Source organism: Micromonospora sp. NPDC049240 (assembly GCF_040647835.1).
GTDB lineage: Bacteria > Actinomycetota > Actinomycetes > Mycobacteriales > Micromonosporaceae > Micromonospora.
Map to the genome: position 1 here is coordinate 89,410 of NZ_JBEZCX010000007.1, position 16,344 is coordinate 105,753.

13 protein-coding genes are annotated in these 16,344 nt (G+C 75.6%); 8 read left to right on the plus strand and 5 right to left on the minus strand.

The genetic code is table 11. The features are described 5' to 3' along the window. Window positions 1-64: 64 nt before the first annotated feature. The 6 genes from AB0B02_RS12310 (at window position 65) to AB0B02_RS12335 (ending at window position 5,451) form a co-directional block, all read left to right on the plus strand. Window positions 65-769: an adenosylcobinamide amidohydrolase gene (locus AB0B02_RS12310; protein ID WP_357300180.1), complete on the plus strand. Its 705-nt coding sequence runs from the start codon at window positions 65-67 to the stop codon at window positions 767-769. A 136-nt stretch (window positions 770-905) separates the two neighbouring features. Beyond that, a complete protein-coding gene (locus AB0B02_RS12315) occupies window positions 906-2,069 on the plus strand; it encodes a CapA family protein (protein WP_357299749.1) in 1,164 nt (387 codons plus the stop codon). A gap of 59 nt (window positions 2,070-2,128) precedes the next feature. Beyond that, window positions 2,129-2,908, plus strand: coding sequence for an endonuclease III (gene nth, locus AB0B02_RS12320; RefSeq protein ID WP_281934333.1), 780 nt, complete (start codon window positions 2,129-2,131; stop codon window positions 2,906-2,908). After that, entirely contained in the window at window positions 2,905-3,507 is a 603-nt protein-coding gene (locus tag AB0B02_RS12325) for a TlpA disulfide reductase family protein (RefSeq protein WP_357299752.1), read from the plus strand. The genes nth and AB0B02_RS12325 overlap by 4 nt, the downstream gene beginning before the upstream one ends. After that, window positions 3,504-4,196, plus strand: a complete 693-nt coding sequence (locus tag AB0B02_RS12330) for a CoA pyrophosphatase (RefSeq protein WP_357299754.1) — start codon at window positions 3,504-3,506, stop codon at window positions 4,194-4,196. Before AB0B02_RS12325 ends, AB0B02_RS12330 begins: the two co-directional genes overlap by 4 nt. Before the next feature lie 76 nt (window positions 4,197-4,272). Continuing rightward, window positions 4,273-5,451, plus strand: a complete 1,179-nt coding sequence (locus AB0B02_RS12335) for a MarP family serine protease (RefSeq protein ID WP_281934339.1) — start codon at window positions 4,273-4,275, stop codon at window positions 5,449-5,451. A gap of 43 nt (window positions 5,452-5,494) precedes the next feature. Here AB0B02_RS12335 and AB0B02_RS12340 read toward each other — a convergent pair whose 3' ends face one another. From AB0B02_RS12340 to eccCa, 4 genes are all read right to left on the minus strand, one after another. Continuing rightward, window positions 5,495-6,220 carry a phosphatase PAP2 family protein gene (locus AB0B02_RS12340; RefSeq protein ID WP_357299757.1) on the minus strand — a complete coding sequence of 242 codons (726 nt, stop codon included), beginning with the start codon at window positions 6,218-6,220 and terminating at the stop codon, window positions 5,495-5,497. A gap of 30 nt (window positions 6,221-6,250) precedes the next feature. Then, window positions 6,251-7,039 carry a phosphatase PAP2 family protein gene (locus AB0B02_RS12345; RefSeq protein WP_281934350.1) on the minus strand — a complete coding sequence of 263 codons (789 nt, stop codon included), beginning with the start codon at window positions 7,037-7,039 and terminating at the stop codon, window positions 6,251-6,253. A 43-nt stretch (window positions 7,040-7,082) separates the two neighbouring features. Continuing rightward, window positions 7,083-8,396, minus strand: coding sequence for a type VII secretion-associated serine protease mycosin (gene mycP / locus AB0B02_RS12350; protein WP_281934352.1), 1,314 nt, complete (start codon window positions 8,394-8,396; stop codon window positions 7,083-7,085). Between the two features lie 89 nt (window positions 8,397-8,485). Next, the gene (gene eccCa / locus AB0B02_RS12355) at window positions 8,486-12,433 is read right to left on the minus strand and encodes a type VII secretion protein EccCa (RefSeq protein ID WP_357299762.1); all 3,948 of its coding nucleotides are present in this window, start codon (window positions 12,431-12,433) and stop codon (window positions 8,486-8,488) included. 101 nt (window positions 12,434-12,534) lie between these two features. On the opposite strand from eccCa, the gene eccD reads away from it, so the two are divergent. Further along, on the plus strand, window positions 12,535-13,917 hold the full coding sequence (eccD, locus tag AB0B02_RS12360; RefSeq protein ID WP_357299765.1) for a type VII secretion integral membrane protein EccD: 1,383 nt from the start codon (window positions 12,535-12,537) through the stop codon (window positions 13,915-13,917). A 52-nt stretch (window positions 13,918-13,969) separates the two neighbouring features. On the opposite strand, the gene AB0B02_RS12365 is transcribed toward eccD, so the two are convergent. After that, window positions 13,970-14,476 (minus strand): inorganic diphosphatase, encoded by a 507-nt coding sequence (locus AB0B02_RS12365; RefSeq protein WP_091070192.1) that lies wholly within the window; start codon window positions 14,474-14,476, stop codon window positions 13,970-13,972. A 427-nt stretch (window positions 14,477-14,903) separates the two neighbouring features. Here AB0B02_RS12365 and dacB point away from each other — a divergent pair, with 427 nt between their 5' ends. Continuing rightward, window positions 14,904-16,328, plus strand: a complete 1,425-nt coding sequence (gene dacB / locus AB0B02_RS12370; protein ID WP_357300183.1) for a D-alanyl-D-alanine carboxypeptidase/D-alanyl-D-alanine-endopeptidase — start codon at window positions 14,904-14,906, stop codon at window positions 16,326-16,328. Window positions 16,329-16,344 lie beyond the last annotated feature (16 nt).

The following is a 16,344-nucleotide window of genomic DNA, read 5'->3' on the forward strand; positions in this document are numbered from 1 at the left end:
GGATCCGGCCCCGCGGCACCGGGCCGGGTGCCACCGGTCCCCACCTGATCGTAAGGTGACCGGCGTGCTGTGCGAGCCGATCCTGACCAGCCGGTCCGAAGCCGGGTGGGACATCCCGCTGCTGGTGTGGCGGGCCGAGACGCCGTTGCTGGCGGTCGGCTCCGCCCCGCTGGGCGGGGGGATCGGCGTCCGCCGGTGGGTGGTCAACGCGACCGTGCCGATGACGTACGACCGGGACGACCCGGCCGCCCACCTGGCCGAACTGGCCCGCGACCTGGGCCTGGACGGGCCCGGGGTCGGGCTGCTCACCGGCGTGGACGTGACCGAGGTGGTGCACCGCGGCGACGCCGGCGTGCGGGTCTGGGCGACGGTCGGCCTGGGCACCCCGGTCTGGGCCGCCGCGCCGGTCGGCGGCGGCCGGGAGACCACCGACGCCCCGGCCACGGCGGCCGGGCCCGCGCCGGCCCACCCGGTCGGCACCGTCAACATCGTGGTGCACGTGCCGGTCCGGCTCGGGGACGCCGCGCTGGTCAACGCGGTGGCCACCGCCACCGAGGCGAAGGCGCAGGCGATCTGGGAGCTGGGACTGCCGGCCACCGGCACCGCCACCGACGCGGTCACCGTGCTCTGCCCGGCCGACGGCGCGCCGGCCCCGTACGGCGGCCCGCGCTCGACCTGGGGCGCACCGCTGGCCCGGGCCGTGCACGCCGCCGTGCGCGCCGGCGGCGCCGGCCCGGTCGTGCCCTGGTCCGACCGGCGGGCCGGCTGACGTGCGCAGACCGGTATTCCGACCATTCGGCCCTCGTCGCGGCGTCCCCGGGGCGGTAGCGTCGCCGACGATGTACGCTTCCGCCCACTCTGTGCCCCGTTCCCGCCGCGCCACCGGGCCCCGCCCCGTCGGTCCCGTGCCACGCCGTGCCGTCCCCCGCCCGCGCCTCGCCGCGCTGGCCGCGCTCTTCGCGGTCCTGCTCGCCGCCGGCTGCTCGGACTCCGGCGGCGGCGACGGCCCGCTCTGGCAGACCGGGCAGGGCGGCGGGTCGACCGGGTCGGCCGGCCCCGCGTCCGGCGACCAGCCGGCCGCCTCCGGCGAGTCGACCGAGCCGTCGATCTCGCTGACCGCGACCGGTGACGTGATCATGGGGAACGCGCCGAACCGGCTGCCGCCCAACGGCGGCAAGGGCTTCTTCGACGACGTGAAGTCCGCGCTCAAGGGCGACCTGGTGATGGGCAACCTGGAGGAGCCGCTCACCGACGACACCGGCGCCGGCAAGTGCGGCCCGAACCCGCAGAACTGCTACCAGTTCCGGGCGCCGCCCGGCTATGCCGCGCACCTGCGCTCGGCCGGGTTCCAACTGCTCAACCAGGCCAACAACCACGGCAACGACTACGGCCAGCAGGGTTACGAGAACACCCAGTCGGCGCTGGAGGCGCACGGCCTCAAGCACACCGGCGCGCCCGGCGAGATCACCGTCGTGGACGTCAAGGGCGTCAAGGTGGCAGTGGTCGGCTTCTCGTCGTACCCCTGGTCGAACAGCCTGATCGACCTGAACGCCGCCAAGCAGGTCATCGAGATGGCCAAGGGGATGGCCAAGCTCGTGGTGGTGCAGGTGCACATGGGCGCCGAGGGCGCGGACAAGACCCGGGTCAAGCCCGGCACCGAGATGTACGTCGGGGAGAACCGGGGCGACCCGATGCGTTTCGCCCGGACCGTGATCGACGCCGGCGCGGACCTGGTGATCGGGCACGGCCCGCACGTGCTGCGGGGCCTGGAGTTCTACCAGGGCAAGCTGATCGCCTACAGCCTGGGCAACTTCGCCGGCGGCGGGAAGTCGTTGCAGAGCGCCGGCCGGCTCGGCTATGGCGGGGTGCTCAAGGTGTCGCTCACCGCCGAGGGCCGCTTCGTCGGCGGCACGTTCACCTCTACCGTGATGAACGGCGTCGGCCGACCCTCCGTCGACCGGCAGGACCGGGGCCTCGGGCTGGTGCGCGAGGTGACCCGGGCGGACTTCCCGGACACCGGCGCGAAGCTCGACGCGAGCGGCAAGATCAGCGCCCCGGCGGGTGGCTGAGCGCACGCCGCCCGCGTCGGCCCACCGGGGCGTCGGCCCCGCGACGTAGGCTGGCCGGCGTGACCACGCGCTCCCCCGAGACCGACCTCGGCCGTACGCGTCGGGCCCGCCGCATCGGGCGGGTGCTGACCGAGACCCACCCCGACGCGCACTGTGAACTCGACCACGGCAACGCGCTGGAGCTGGCGGTCGCCACGATCCTGTCCGCCCAGTGCACCGACAAGAAGGTCAACGAGGTCACGCCGAAGCTGTTCGCCCGCTACCGCACCGCCGCCGACTACGCCGGGGCGGACCGCGTCGAGCTGGAGGAGCTGATCCGGCCCACCGGTTTCTACCGCAACAAGACCAGCTCGCTGATCAACCTGGGCCGCGCGCTCTGCGAGCGGTACGACGGCGAGGTGCCCGGCCGGCTCGCCGACCTGGTCACCCTGCCGGGGATCGGGCGCAAGACCGCGAACGTGATCCTCGGCAACGCGTTCGACGTCCCGGGCATCACCGTCGACACCCACTTCCAGCGGCTGGTGCAGCGGTGGGAGCTGACCACCGAGACCGACCCGGTCAAGATCGAGCACGCGATCGGCGTGCTCTACCCCAAGCGGGACTGGACCATGCTGTCGCACCGGATCATCTTCCACGGCCGTCGGGTCTGCCACGCCCGCAAGCCGGCCTGCGGCGCGTGCACGCTGGCGAAGCTCTGCCCCGCGTACGGCACCGGGCCGACCGAGCCGGCCGCCGCGGCCAAGTTGCTGAAGGGCCCCCGCGCGCGGGACCTCGCGTCGGCCGTCGGCCTCGACCCGGACCTGGTGCCGCAGCAGGCGACCGTGGCGGACGTGCCGTGACCCGCCGGCTCGTGTTCCTGCTCGTCCCGTTGCTGCTGGCGGCGGGCTGCACCGCCACGGCCGAGGAGCCGGCCGGCCCGGCGTCGGCCACCCGCGCGGAGCGCCCCTCGCCGTTCGCCGACTGCGCCCCGCTGACCGTGGCGCCGGCCTCGGCCGCGCCGTCGCCGGCCGGCCGGCCCGGTGATCCGCTGCCCGACCTGGCGCTCAACTGCTTCACCGGCGGCGCGCCGGTGAAGCTGCGCGACGTGAAGGGCCCCGCCGTGATCAACGTGTGGGCGTCCTGGTGCCCGCCCTGCCGCAAGGAGCTGCCCGCGTTCCAGCGGCTCAGCGACCGGGCCGACGGCCGGTTCCAGGTGATCGGCGTGAACAGCCGGGACAGCCGCGGCGGCGCGCAGTCCCTCGGCGAGGACTTCGGCATCGACTTCCCGATGCTGCTCGACCAGGGCGACGCGTTCGAGCGCGCGCTCGAACGCAGCGCGTTCCCGTTGACCGTCCTGGTCGACGCGGACGGCCGGATCCGGCACATCGAGGGGACCGGCGCGCTCGACGACGCCCGCCTCGCCGCGCTCGTCCGTACGCATCTCGGGGTGCGGGTGTGACCCGGACGCCGCCCGGATGGCTGGACCCGCTGCTGGGCCGGCTCGGCAGCGCCCGGGCCGAGGACTTCACCCAGCTCACCACGCCGGAGACCGGCGGCCGGGAGAGCGCCGTGCTGGTGCTGCTCGGCGAGGATCCCGGCGCCGGGCCGGACATGCTGGTCCTCCAGCGCGCCGCCACGCTGCGCAACCACGCCGGGCAGCCGGCCTTCCCCGGCGGCGCGGCCGACCCGGAGGACGCCGACGCCCGCGCCACCGCGCTGCGCGAGGCGAACGAGGAGGTCGGCCTCGACCCGGCCAGCGTCACCGTGTTGGCCGAACTGCCCCGGCTGTGGATCCCGGTCAGCGACTTCGTGGTGACCCCGGTGCTCGCCTGGTGGCACGACCCGCACCCGGTCCACCCGCGCGAGCCGGCCGAGGTCGCGCACGTCGCCCGCCTGCCGGTCGCCGAGCTGGTCGACCCGGACAACCGCATGCGGGTACGCCATCCCAGCGGCTGGATCGGCCCCGCGTTCTCGGTCCGCGGCATGCTGGTCTGGGGCTTCACCGGCGGCGTGATCGACCGACTGTTGGAGCTGGGCGGCTGGGCCCGGCCCTGGCCCCGCTCGCGGGTGTGGGAGCTGCCGCCGGTCGGCGCCACCCCGGCCCCCTCGGCCGGCACCGACGCGGCCGACGAGAGCCCGGTGCGCTGATCACCCGCACGCATCCTCAGGTCACGTTCAGCGAGCGCTGAGCCGGCCACCGGCCCGGTGCCCGTACCCTTGGGGCGTGTCCGCCGTGGATCTCGTCCTGCTCCTGCTCATGCTCGTGTTCGCGATCAGCGGATACCGCCAGGGCTTCGTCGTCGGAGCGCTGTCGTTCTCGGGCTTCTTCCTGGGCGCGTTGCTCGGCCTCCAGGTCGGCCCGCTGATCGCCAGGCAGTTCGCGTCCAGCGGCACCCGGGTGTTGATCTCCCTGGTGGCGATCTTCGGGCTTGCCGTGCTGGGGCAGGCGCTGGCCGGCTGGCTCGGCTCCAACCTGCGCGCGGCCATCACCGGGCCGGCCGGCAAGAAGGTCGACGACGTCGGCGGCGCGTTCATCTCGGTCATCGCGGTCATGCTGGTGGCCTGGCTGGTCGCGGTGCCGCTGGGTTCCTCGTCGGTGCCCTGGCTGGCCGCCTCGGTCAAGGACAGCGCGTTGCTCACCGTGGTGGACCGGGTGCTGCCCGACCGGGCCCAGGAACTCTCCACCGCCCTGCGGGACACCGTCGACACCAACGGCTTCCCCGACGTGTTCAACGGCCTGGGCAGCACCAACGCCCGGCAGGTCTCGCCGCCCGACCCGGCGCTGGCCAACTCCCAGGTGGTGCAGAACAGCAAGCGGTCGGTGGTGAAGGTGCTCGGCTCCGCGCCGAGCTGCTCCCGCCGGATCGAGGGCTCCGGCTTCGTCTACGCCGACGACCGGGTGATGACCAACGCGCACGTGGTGGCCGGCACGCGTTCGGTGGCGGTGGAACTGCGCGGCGAGCGGTACGACGGCGAGGTGGTGGTCTACGACCCGGATCGGGACCTGGCCGTGCTCTACGTGCCCGGGCTGCCCGGGCCGTCGCTGCGCTTCGCCGCCGGTGCGGCGGCCAGCGGGGCGGACGCGATCGTGCTCGGCTTCCCCCTGGACGGCCCGTACGACGCCCGGCCGGCCCGGGTGCGGGACGTCGACCGGATCACCGGGCCGGACATCTACTCCTCCGGGGACGTGACGCGGGAGATCTACACGATCCGCGCGCTGGTGCGCAGCGGCAACTCCGGCGGCCCGCTGGTCTCCTCGAACGGGCTGGTGCTCGGCGTGATCTTCGCGGCGGCGGCGGACGACCCGAACACCGGCTTCGCGGTGACCGCCGCCGAGGCGCGGTCGGTGGCGCTGGCCGGCGCGGAACGAACCCGGGGCGTGGCCACCGGCGACTGCACCTGAACCCGGCACCGGCGGCCGGTGCCCGAGCCGGCCGGCGCGGCGGTCAGCCGCCCGCCGGGGCCCCGGCCGGCGTCACGTCGTCGCCCGGCCGGCTCAGCGACAGGTTCGCGCGGCCCCAGGTGAGCGTGCGGTCGAGCACCGCCCGCGCCATGATCGCGACACAGGTGCCGCCGTTGACGAACGAGGCCACCACGTCGCTGGGGTGGTGCATGCCCCGGTACATCCGGGTGAGCGCCACGCCGACCGGCACCAGCACCAGCAGCGTCCACCAGGTGACCTTGGCCGGGGTGCTGCGCGCCCGCAGCGCCAGCAGCACCGCGAGGCCGACGTAGAGCGCGGTCGCCGCCGAGGTGTGCCCGGAGGGGAAGCTGGACGTCGGGGGAGAGGCGTCCATGTGCTCCACGGCCGGCCGGTTCCGGTCGATGACCATGGTGGTGAACAGGAAGATCAGCGCCTGCGCGCTGACCGCCGCGCACAGGAAGATCGGCTCCCGCCAGCGGTGCAGCACCAGCCGTAGCACCAGCGCGGCCAGCACCGTCACCACGACGATTATCTGGGTGCTGGCCAGCGTGCTGAAGACCAGCGACACGTCGTTCCAGCCGGACGACCGGTCACCGGCGAACTCGCGGTTCACCGCGTCCTCCACGGTGAACGGCCAGGTGTGCGTGAGCACCCGGGTGACCAGCAGGCCCAGCCCCACCATCACGGCGAAGAGCAGGGCCACCGGCAGCAGGACGCGCCGGGCGATCTGGACCGCGACATCGGACATGAGCCGCCCTTTACCCCGGCGGACGTCTTGTTACGCGTGTCGATCCTCCGGGTCGGCCAGCTCCGGCTCGACCCCCTCACGCAGCGGGTGGGTCGGCCGCTGGCCGGTCCCGGTGCGCCAGGTGGCGAACCCGGCCGTGGTGGCGGCGACCGTGGCCACCCCCAGCACCCAGCCGCCCACCACGTCACTGGTCCAGTGCACGCCCAGCGCGATCCGGCTCAACCCGGTCACCACCGTGAGCAGCGTCGCCGCCGTCCAGAGCGCGATGCGGCCGGCGCGGTTGTCGCGGGCGAACGGCAGGAAGAGCAACAGCAGCACCCCGGCGGCCAGCGCCGCGTTCAGCGCGTGACCGGACGGGAAGGAGTAGCCGGCGGCCCGGGCCACCGGTTCGAGCAGGTCCGGCCGGTCCCGGCCGACCAGCAGCTTGAGCAGCGCGCCGAGCAGGCCGCCGACAAGCATCGTGGTGACCACCCAGACCGCCAGCCGCGGCGCCCCGCGCCGCAGCAGCCAGACCACCGCCACCGCGGCGGCCACCCGCAGCGGACCCGGCCCGAACGCGTGCGTCCAGACCGTCATCACCCGGACCCACAGCGGATGGTGCACCGCATATCCGTGGAACGCGTCGGTGACCGAGGCGTCCAGCCGGAGCAGCGGCGGCCAGGCGCCCAGCACCAGCAGCGCGAGCAGGGCGAACGGCACCAGCACCAGGACCGCCGCGACCGCGGCCAGGCTGAGGCGCAGCCCCAGCGAGTGGTCGGGGTCGAGGCGGCGGCTCCGCCACGACCGGTCGCGCGTGGACGCCGGGCCGGTGCTGTTCATGCGCCGTTCACTACCCAGGGAAGGGCGCGGTCAGACTCGCCGGTCAGCGGCGGGCCCGCCGGAACCGGCGCACCACCAGCGCGGAGCCGGTGACCAGGGCGACGAGCAGGGCCAGGCCGATCCAGAGCCGTCCCTGGGCGGGGTTGTCGGTCTGGCCCGCCGCGCCGGCCGACCAACCGGCCGGCTGCGGGCGACCGAACGGGTCGCCGCCCTGCCCCGCCGCCGCGGCCCGGGTGTCCGGGCCCTCGCCCGGGGCGGGACCGAAACCCACCACGCCGGGGGCGGCGTTGTCGTCGAGCGGGTTGCGGCCCACCGGCGCCACGTCGGCGGTGAGCGCGGCCACCGGGTCGACCATGCCGTACCCGAACCGGTCGTCCCGGCCGGTCGGGCCGAGGTCCCGGGCGGTGCTGATCAGCCGGTTGACCACGTCCCCGGCTGGCATCCGCGGATAGCGGGCCCGGACCAGGGCGGCCGTCGCGGCGACCAGCGGCGCGGCGAAGCTCGTCCCCTGCACCCGCCAGTAGCCGCCCCGGGAACGGGCGCCGTAGAGCGCGGTGGCCGGGGCGCTGAGCGTGGTCTCGTGGCCGGTGATCGAACCGGACCAGAGGTTCTCGCTGTCGCGGTCCAGGCCGGTGACCGCCAGCACGCCCGGCTCACGGGCCGGGTACCAGACCTTGGTGGTGGTCGAGGTGGCCAGGTTGCCGGTGCAGGCGACCACCACCACGTCCCGGGCGAACGCGTAGTCGAGCGCCGCGGCCAGCGCCGGGCTGTCGCCGCCGCCCCCGAGTGACAGGTTCACCACCCGGGCGCCGTTGTCGACCGCCCAGCGCACCGCCTTCGCGATGATCAACGCGTCGTCGTACCGGTTCTCCGCGTCCAGCACCCGGACCGGCAGGATCCGGGCGTCCGGCGCCAGCCCCACCACGCCGTGGTCGTCGTCGGCCCGCCCGGCGATCAGCCCGGCCACCGTGGTCCCGTGCCCCACCGGGTCCGGCTCGTCCGTGCCGCCCGGCTCGACCAGGTCGAGGCCGGGCAGCACCTGACCGGCCAGGTCGGGGTGCGAAGCGTCCACTCCCGAGTCGATCACCGCGACCACCACGCCGCGCCCGGTCGACGTCCGCCAGGCGGTCTTCGCCCGCAGCTCCGCCAACTGCCACTGCTCGTCGCGGACCTGGTCGGCCCGGAACACGCGCTCCGGCGCGGACCAGGCCGGCACCTGGACGGTGGCCGGCGCGGCGTGTGCCGGCGGGGCCAGCGGGCCGGCCGTCACGGCCAACGCCGCCGCGCCGGCCAGCAGCGCACGCCCGGCGAGACGCCGGGACGGCACGCCGGGAAGCCCCTGCCGATCCCTGGTCACATTCCCCAGCCATTCCGTCGCGTCCGACACATGCTGCTCGGAGATTACCGGTAGTCCCGGCCGTCCCGGGGCAACTCGGCGCACCCGGCTCATCCGGGCGGGAGATGAGCCAACTGCACCAGACGGACGCCCTCACGCCGGGTGACCAGGCGGGCCCGACCGGGCGGCAGCGGCCCGGCCTTCACCTGGCCGACGAGCGGCCCCTCCTCCGGGCCGCCGGACATCACCAGCCCGGCCGTGGACAGCTCCCGCAGCCGCTGGATGATCGGCTCGTACGCGGTCCGGCCGGCGCCGCCGGAGCGCCGCGCCAGCACCAGGTGCAGCCCGACATCCCGGGCGTGCGGCAGGTGCTCCTCCAACGCGCGCAGCGGGTTCGTCGGCCCACCGGCCACCAGGTCGTAGTCGTCCACCAGCACGAACAGCTCCGGCCCGGTCCACCACGTCCGGGCGCGCAACTCGGCCGGGGTCACCTCCGGGCCGGGCTGCCGCCCCTGGAGGTAACCGGCCGCCGACTCGATCAGCTCGGTGGTGTGCGGCGCGGCCGTGCCGTACCCGATCAGGTGCGCGGTCTCGATGGCGCCCATCAGGCTGCGCCGGTAGTCGACCAGGATCACCCGGGCCTGCTCCGGGGTGAACCGGTGGACGATCGAGGTGGCCAGCGCGCGCAGGAACGAGGACTTGCCGCACTCGGCGTCGCCGAAGACCACGAAATTCGGCTCGGTGGCGAAGTCCAGCACCACCGGGGCCAGATCCGCCTCCGCCACCCCGACCGGGAACGCCAGCCCGGTCGTCGCGGTCTGGTCCAGTTCGGCGTACGGGAGCACCGGCGGGAGCAGCCGCACCCGGGGCGCCACCGGCCCGGACCACCCGTCGGCGACGGCCTTCACCAGGTCGGCGGTCCCGTCGCCCGACGCGGCCGACCGGGGCTCGGCGGTGAGGAAGTGCAGCCCGCCGGCGGTGATCCCGCGCCCCGGCCGCTCCTCCGGCACGGTGGCCGCCAGCGCGCGCTTGACCACCACCGAGTCGGCCGGGTCGCCGAGGCGCAGCTCCAGCCGGGAGCCGAACAGGTCACGGATCGCCGGGCGGAAGTCCGACCAGCGAAGCGCGCTCGCCACCACGTGCACCCCGTACGCCAGCCCCCGGGTGGCCAGCTCGGTGACCAGCGGTTCCAGGTCCTCGTACTCGCCGCGCAGCGTGTTCCAGCCGTCGACGACCAGGAACACGTCCCCGAACGGGTCGGCGCCGGCCGCCGGTGTCGCGGCCCGTCGCCGACGCCACGCCGCCATCGACTCCACCCCGGACTCGGTGAAGCGCCGCTCCCGCTCGGCGAGCAGGCCGGCGACCTCGCCGACGGTACGGCGCACCGCGGTGCCGTCGGTCCGCCCGCTCACGCCGCCGACGTGCGGCAGCTCCCGCAGCGCGCCGAGCGTGCCGCCACCGAAGTCGAGGCAGTAGACCTGCACCTCGGCCGGGGTGTGGGTGAGCGCCAGCGCGCAGACCAGCGTGCGCAGCACGGCGGACCGGCCGCTGCGGGTGGTGCCGACCACCGCGACGTGCCCGGCCGCGCCGTCCAACGCCAGCCAGAACAGGTCCCGCCGCTGCTCGAACGGCTTGTCCACCAACGCCACCGGCACCTGCAACGCGCCGTGCAGCTCGGGATTGGCCACGGTGAGCCCACGGACCGGGTCGACGCCGATCGGCCCGAGCAGCTCGTCGAGCGTGGGGGAGGCGTCCAACGGCGGCAGCCACACCCGGTGCGCCGGCGGGCCCTGCCCGGCCAGCCGGTCGACCAGCAGGTCGAGCAGCGTCTCGCCGCTCTCCTCCTCGGCCGGGAGCGCGGCCGGCGCGGCTGGCGCGGGCACCGGCGCGAGGTGGGTGGAGAACGCGAGCACCCGCGCGGCGCCGACGCCGGACGCACCCGCCGGGCCGATGCGTCGACGGACCGCGCCGGAGACGTACGCCGCCTTGAACCGGACCAGCGGCTCGGTGCCGGAGCGCAGGTACCCGTGCCCCGGGCTGCGGGGCAGCTCGTACGCGTCCGGCACGCCGAGCACCGTCCGGGACTCCAACGTGGAGAACGTGCGCAACCCGATCCGGTACGACAGGTGGGTGTCCAACCCCCGCAGCCGGCCCTCCTCCAGCCGTTGACTGGCCAGCAGCAGGTGCACGCCGAGCGACCGGCCCAGCCGGCCGATCTGCACGAACAGGTCGATGAAGTCGGGCTTGGCGGAGAGCAGCTCGGAGAACTCGTCGCAGACCAGCAGCAGCGACGGCAACGGGGCGAGCGGACTGCCGGCCGCGCGCGCCCGCTCGTAGTCACGCACGCTCGCGAAGTTGCCGGCCCGGCGCAGCAGCTCCTGGCGGCGCATCAGCTCCCCGTTGATCGCGTCGACCATCCGGTCGACGAGCGGCAGCGCGTCCGCCAGGTTGGTGATCACGGCGGCGGTGTGCGGCAGGCGCTCGAACGGCGCGAACGTGGCGCCGCCCTTGAAGTCGACAAGCACGAAGTTGAGCTGCTCCGAGCTGTGCGTCGCGGCCAGGCCGAGCACCAGCGTGCGCAGCAGCTCCGACTTGCCGGAGCCGGTGGCGCCGATCAGCAGCCCGTGCGGACCCATGCCGTCCAGCGCCGACTCCTTGAGGTCGAGGTCGATCGCCCCGCCGTCGGCGCCCACCCCGATCGGCACCCGCAGCCGATCCCGGGCGGCGCGGGGCGCCCAGCCCTGCTCGGCGGTGAAACCGTCCGGGTCGCCGAGACCGAGCAGCTCCGGCAGGCCCGGCTCGGCGCCGGGCGGCGCGTCCGACCCGCGTACCGTGCCGGCCAGCCGCAGCGGCGCGAGCCGCCGCGCGACCGCCTCCGCGTCGGCCGTCGGCAACGCGTCGGCGGCGCCCACCTCGGCGGGCCCCTCCGCCGAGTGCGAGTGCAGCCGGCCGTCGACCAGGTCGAGCAGCAGCGCGTACCGGTCGAGCAGCCGGGGCGGCGGCGTGTCCAGGTCGAGCACGGTGACCGCGTCGATGCCGCCGTCGCCGGCCAGGTCGGCGGCCCCGATCAGGTCGCCGCCGTCGAGCACCACCACGACGTGCGGCCCGTCGGTGGCCGGGCCGTGCGGGCTGAACCGGGACCGGCTGCCGAGCACGTCGTCGAGGAGTCGTTCCAGGTCGGCGGCGGCGCTGGTGACCAGCCGCACCGGGCCGAGCGCGTCGGTGCGCGCCGGGTGGTGGGCGTGCGGTAGCCACTTCACCCACTCCCACCGGTCCCGGCGCTCCGGGCCGGCGCAGACCGCGATCAGCAGCTCGTCCGGGGCGTGGAAGACGGCGAGCTGGGTGAGCACCGCCCGGGCCAGCGCCCGGGCGGCCGGCGAGCCGGTGCCGCGTACCTCGCCGGCCGGGCCGCGCACGAAGACCCGGGCGAAGCTGCGCAGCGACAGCGCCACCGGCAGGTCCGGCACCACCGAGTACGCGTCCAGGAAGCGCCGCAGCGCCCCGGCGGTCATCGGCTCCAGCTCCTCCAGCGGCCGGGTGACCGGCGGGACCAGCGGGGTGGCCAGCGTCTGCGGCCCGACGCCGACCCGGACCACCGCGAAGTCCGGGTCATCCGGCCGGCGTTCCCAGACCCGGTGGCTGTCGACGGTGGACCAGAGCCGCCCCGGCTCCGGGTGGCGGTAGGCGAGCCCGGCGCGCTGGGCGCCGGCCGTCTCCCGGACCCGGCGACGCAGCGTGGCCAGGTGGCGCAGGTACTCCCGACGGGCGGCCATCAGCTCGGACTTCTTCGGGCCGGCGCTGCCCCAGGTGGTCACCAGCATGGCCAGCGAGGAGAGCCCGAACATGCCGCCCACCACGTACGAGTAGGCACCGCCGCCCCGGCCGAACATCATCGCCATGGCCACCGTCCCGCCGAGCATCGGCAGCACCATCAGCGCCTGCTGCCAGCGCCCGCCGGTCGCCACCGGGATCTCCGGCGGCGCCTCGACGGGCAGCTCACCGACCGGGATCTCCGGGGCCGGTCGGCGCGGCGGTCGCTTGATGACGACAGTGGACACGCGGCCTCCCATGGCTCTCGGTAACCCGAGCCTGGCTCATAGTAGGTAAAGTCCTTCCGTCCGTCAGCCCACCGATCCGGCTCGATGATGGAGATACGTCGATGACAAGCGGGCTCGCCCGGGTCACGATCAGCGCGCCCCGGCGACGGGTCGACGTGGCCCTGCCGGAGCAGGTTCCCCTGGCCGAGCTGCTGCCCGAGGTGCTCCGGCACGCCGGGGAGGGGCTCGCCGACGACGGCGAACGGCACGGCGGCTGGGTGCTGCGACGCACCGACGGCGCGGTGCTGGCCACCGCCCAGGCGCTGCTGCCGCAGGGCGTCCGCGACGGCGAGGTGCTGCATCTCGTGCCGGCCCGCGCCGAGTGGCCCGAGCTGGAGTACGACGACGTGGTCGAGGCGATCGTGGACGGCGCCCGCCGCCGGGGCGTCGCCTGGTCGGCCGGGGCGACCCGGGCCGCCGCGCTGGCCGGCGCCGCCGTGCCGCTGGCGGTCGGGCTGGTCGCGGTGCTGTCCGCCGGTCCCGGCGGGCGCGGCTGGACGGTCGCCGCGGCGGGCGCCCTGATCCTGGTGCTCGCCGCCACCGCGGCCTCCCGGGCCTACGGCGACGGCCCGGTCGGCGTCACGCTCGGCGGGTACGCGCTGCCCTGGGCGGCGGCGGCCGGCGCGCTCGCGGTCGGTTCCGGCGACCCGGTCGGCCCGATCCCCGGCCTGCGCTGGGTCGGCGCCCCCGAACTGCTGGTCGGCTCGGTGGCGGTGCTGCTGGTGGCGGTGCTCGGCCTGCTCGGCGTCGCGCACCGGTCCCGGGTCCCGGTGGCCGGCGTGACGGTCGGCGCGGTCGGCGCGGTGGCCGCGCTCGGCGCGCTGCTGCTCGACCCGGCCGGCACCGCGGCCGTGCTGCTCGCCGTTCTGGTCTTCGCGCTCGGCGGGCTGCCGCTGCTGGCCATCCGGGTCGGCAAGCTGCCGCTGCCGCCACTCACCCTGCCCGCCCCCGCCGGCACCCGCGACCTGCCCGACCGGGGACGGGTGCACGCAGCCGTGGCCCGCGCCGAGGAGGCGTTGACCGGGATGCTGCTCGGGCACGCGGTGCTGGCCGTGGGCGCCGCCGCCGTGCTCGTCGCCGCCGGGGGGACCGCCGGGCGGCTGCTGGTCGCCGTCGCCGCCGGGGTGCTGCTGCTGCGCTCCCGGCTCTTCGTGGCGGTGCGGCACCGGGTGCCGGCCGTCGCCGCCGGCCTGGCCGGGTACGCGCTGCTCGGCGTGGTGCTGGCGGACCGGGCCGGGCCCGGGGGCCACCTCGCGCTGACCGTCGGCGGGCTGACCCTGGCCCTCGTCGCGGTCACCGCCGGCGCCACGTACGCCCGTCGGCCCGTCTCGCCGTACCTCGGTCGGCTGGCCGACCTGACCGACACCGCGCTGGTGGTGGCCGTGGTGCCGGTGGCCTGCGCGGTGCTCGACCTCTACGACCGGGCCCGCGGCCTGCTCGCCTGAACGGCGAAAGGCCCGGGTCGCCGATGCGACCCGGGCCCCGGAAGTCTCGCCGTCAGTGCAGCGTCTCGCCGCGCTCCGCGGCCTCCTTGGCCCGGCGGTACGAGTTGACGATCTCCGCCTCCGCCTCGACCCGGCCCACCCAGGTCGCGCCCTCGACCGACTTGCCCGGCTCCAGGTCCTTGTAGACCTCGAAGAAGTGCTGGATCTCCAGCCGGTCGAACTCGCCCAGGTGGTGGATGTCGCGCAGGTGCTCCTGGCGCGGGTCCTCGTAGGGCACGCAGAGGACCTTGTCGTCGCCGCCCTTCTCGTCCGTCATCCGGAACATGCCGATGGTGCGGCAGCGGATCAGGCAGCCCGGGAAGGTGGGTTCGGGCACCAGCACGAGCGCGTCCAGCGGGTCGCCGTCCTCGCCCAGGGTGCCCTCGATGAAGCCGTAGTCGGCGGGGTACTGCGTGGAGGTGAAGAGGGTGCGGTCCAGCCGGATCCGGCCGGTCGCGTGGTCCACCTCGTACTTGTTGCGGTGACCCTTCGGGATCTCAACCGTGACGTCGAAATCCATCTCCCACGCTCCCTCGTTTGCCCACGCTGGCTAACGGAACCACCGGCTCGCCGCCCGCACGGGAGAACGCCCCCGCCGGCTCCGGCCGCCGCATAGTGTTCGGACCGAAGTAGTGTCACCCAAGGTGATTTCGAGCGGGGAGGAGGGGGCCGTGGGGAGGGAAGACTCACACTACCGCCCCGGAGGGGTTGACGGGCGGCGGTCCGTCGGATCCGGTTCCGGCCCGGCAGGCGCCACCGGCCGGGTGTCCGTGCCGGGTGCCAACCTCACCCACCGTGCGACTCCGCCCACCGGCGCGGCCCACCCCGACGACCGGCCGGCCGGGAACTGGCCGGCCCCGGTGCCGGTGAGCCCACCGGTCCCACCGGTCGGCACCGCGCCGCCCCCGCCCAGCCCGCCTCCGGTCCCGCCGCGCCGCCGCGGCCGGCTGGTCGCGGCGCTGGCCGGCGTGCTGGTGCTGGTCCTGGCCGTGGCCGGGCTGGCGGTGCTCCGCCCCGGCCCGCTGGCCGGCTGGCTGGGCAGCGGAGGCACCTCGTCCGGCGCGACCGCCGCGCCGCCCGAGCCCGACCCGCCGGCGGTGCTGGCCGGGCCGGACGGCAACGCCCCGCTGCCCACTGTGGCCGGGCTCCGCGCCGCGCTGGACCCGCTGGTGCGCGCCGCCGCACTCGGTGACCGGGTGAACGTCTCGGTGGCGGACGTGACCACCGGCCAGGCGCTCTACGGCAGGGGAGCGGACGCGCCGACCGTGCCCGCCTCGGTGACCAAGCTCGCCACCGGCGTCGCGGTGCTCGCCGCGCGCGGCCCCGCGTACCGGATCCCCACCCGCGCGGTGGCCGGCCCGAACCCGGGCGAGGTGGTCCTGGTCGGCGGCGGTGACCCGACCCTCGCGGTGGACCGGAAGAACGCCTTCTATCCGGGCGCGGCCCGACTGGACGACCTGGCCGCCCAGGTGCGCACCGCGCTCGGTGGCACCGCCCCGACCAAGGTCATCGTGGACGCGACGCTGTTCGGCGGCCCGGTCTTCGAACCCGGCTGGGACGCCGACATCCCCACCGGCGGGTTCGGCGCGGCGATCACCGCGCTGATGACCGACGGCGCCCGGAAGGACCCGGCGCAGGCCCGGCGTACCGCGGAGGAGACCAACCACGCCGCCGAGCGGGTCCCCCAGCCGGACCTGACCGCCGGCCGGCAGTTCGCCAAGCTGCTCGGGCTCACCGGGGGTGCCGCACAGGTGACCCGGGGGACCGCGCCGGCCGCCGGCGGCTCCGGCACCGCGCCCGGCGCCGAGCTGGGCACTGTCGAGTCCCTGCCGGTGATCCGGCTGGTCGACATCATGATCAGCGACAGCGACAACGTGATCGCCGAGGCGATGGCCCGCCAGGTGGCGCTGGCCAAGGGCAAGCCCGGGTCCTTCGTCGGCGGCGCGGCGGCCACCGACGAGGTGCTCGGCGGTCTCGGCCTGCCGGCCGGTGAGATCAGCCTGGCCGACGGCAGCGGGCTGTCCCGCACCAACCGGATCAGCCCGTCGCTGCTCACCGACCTGATCACGCTCGCCGGCAACGGAAGCCACCCCGAGCTGGCCGCGATCTTCGGCGGCCTGCCGGTCGGCGGCTGGTCCGGCACGCTCGACGAGCGCTACCAGGTGGCCGCGACGCGGACCGGCGCCGGCGTGGTGCGCGCCAAGACCGGCACGCTGTCCGGGGTGAACGCCATCGCCGGCACGGTCACCACGGTCGACGGCCGGCTGCTCACGTTCGCCGTGCTCACCGACCGGACGACGGGCTCGCTCGACGAGACCCGGCAGGCGCTCGACCGGATCACCTCCACGCTGGCCGGCTGCGGCTGCCGCTGACCGACCGGTGTCGATC

Bases quoted from the DNA above. Each gene is read 5' to 3' on its own strand.
- AB0B02_RS12340 (WP_357299757.1), bottom strand. From the start codon at position 6,220: ATGTCCGATGTCGCGGTCCAGATCGCCCGGCGCGTCCTGCTGCCGGTG.
- AB0B02_RS12345 (WP_281934350.1), bottom strand. From the start codon at position 7,039: ATGAACAGCACCGGCCCGGCGTCCACGCGCGACCGGTCGTGGCGGAGC.
- eccD (WP_357299765.1), top strand. From the start codon at position 12,535: ATGACAAGCGGGCTCGCCCGGGTCACGATCAGCGCGCCCCGGCGACGG.
- AB0B02_RS12365 (WP_091070192.1), bottom strand. From the start codon at position 14,476: ATGGATTTCGACGTCACGGTTGAGATCCCGAAGGGTCACCGCAACAAG.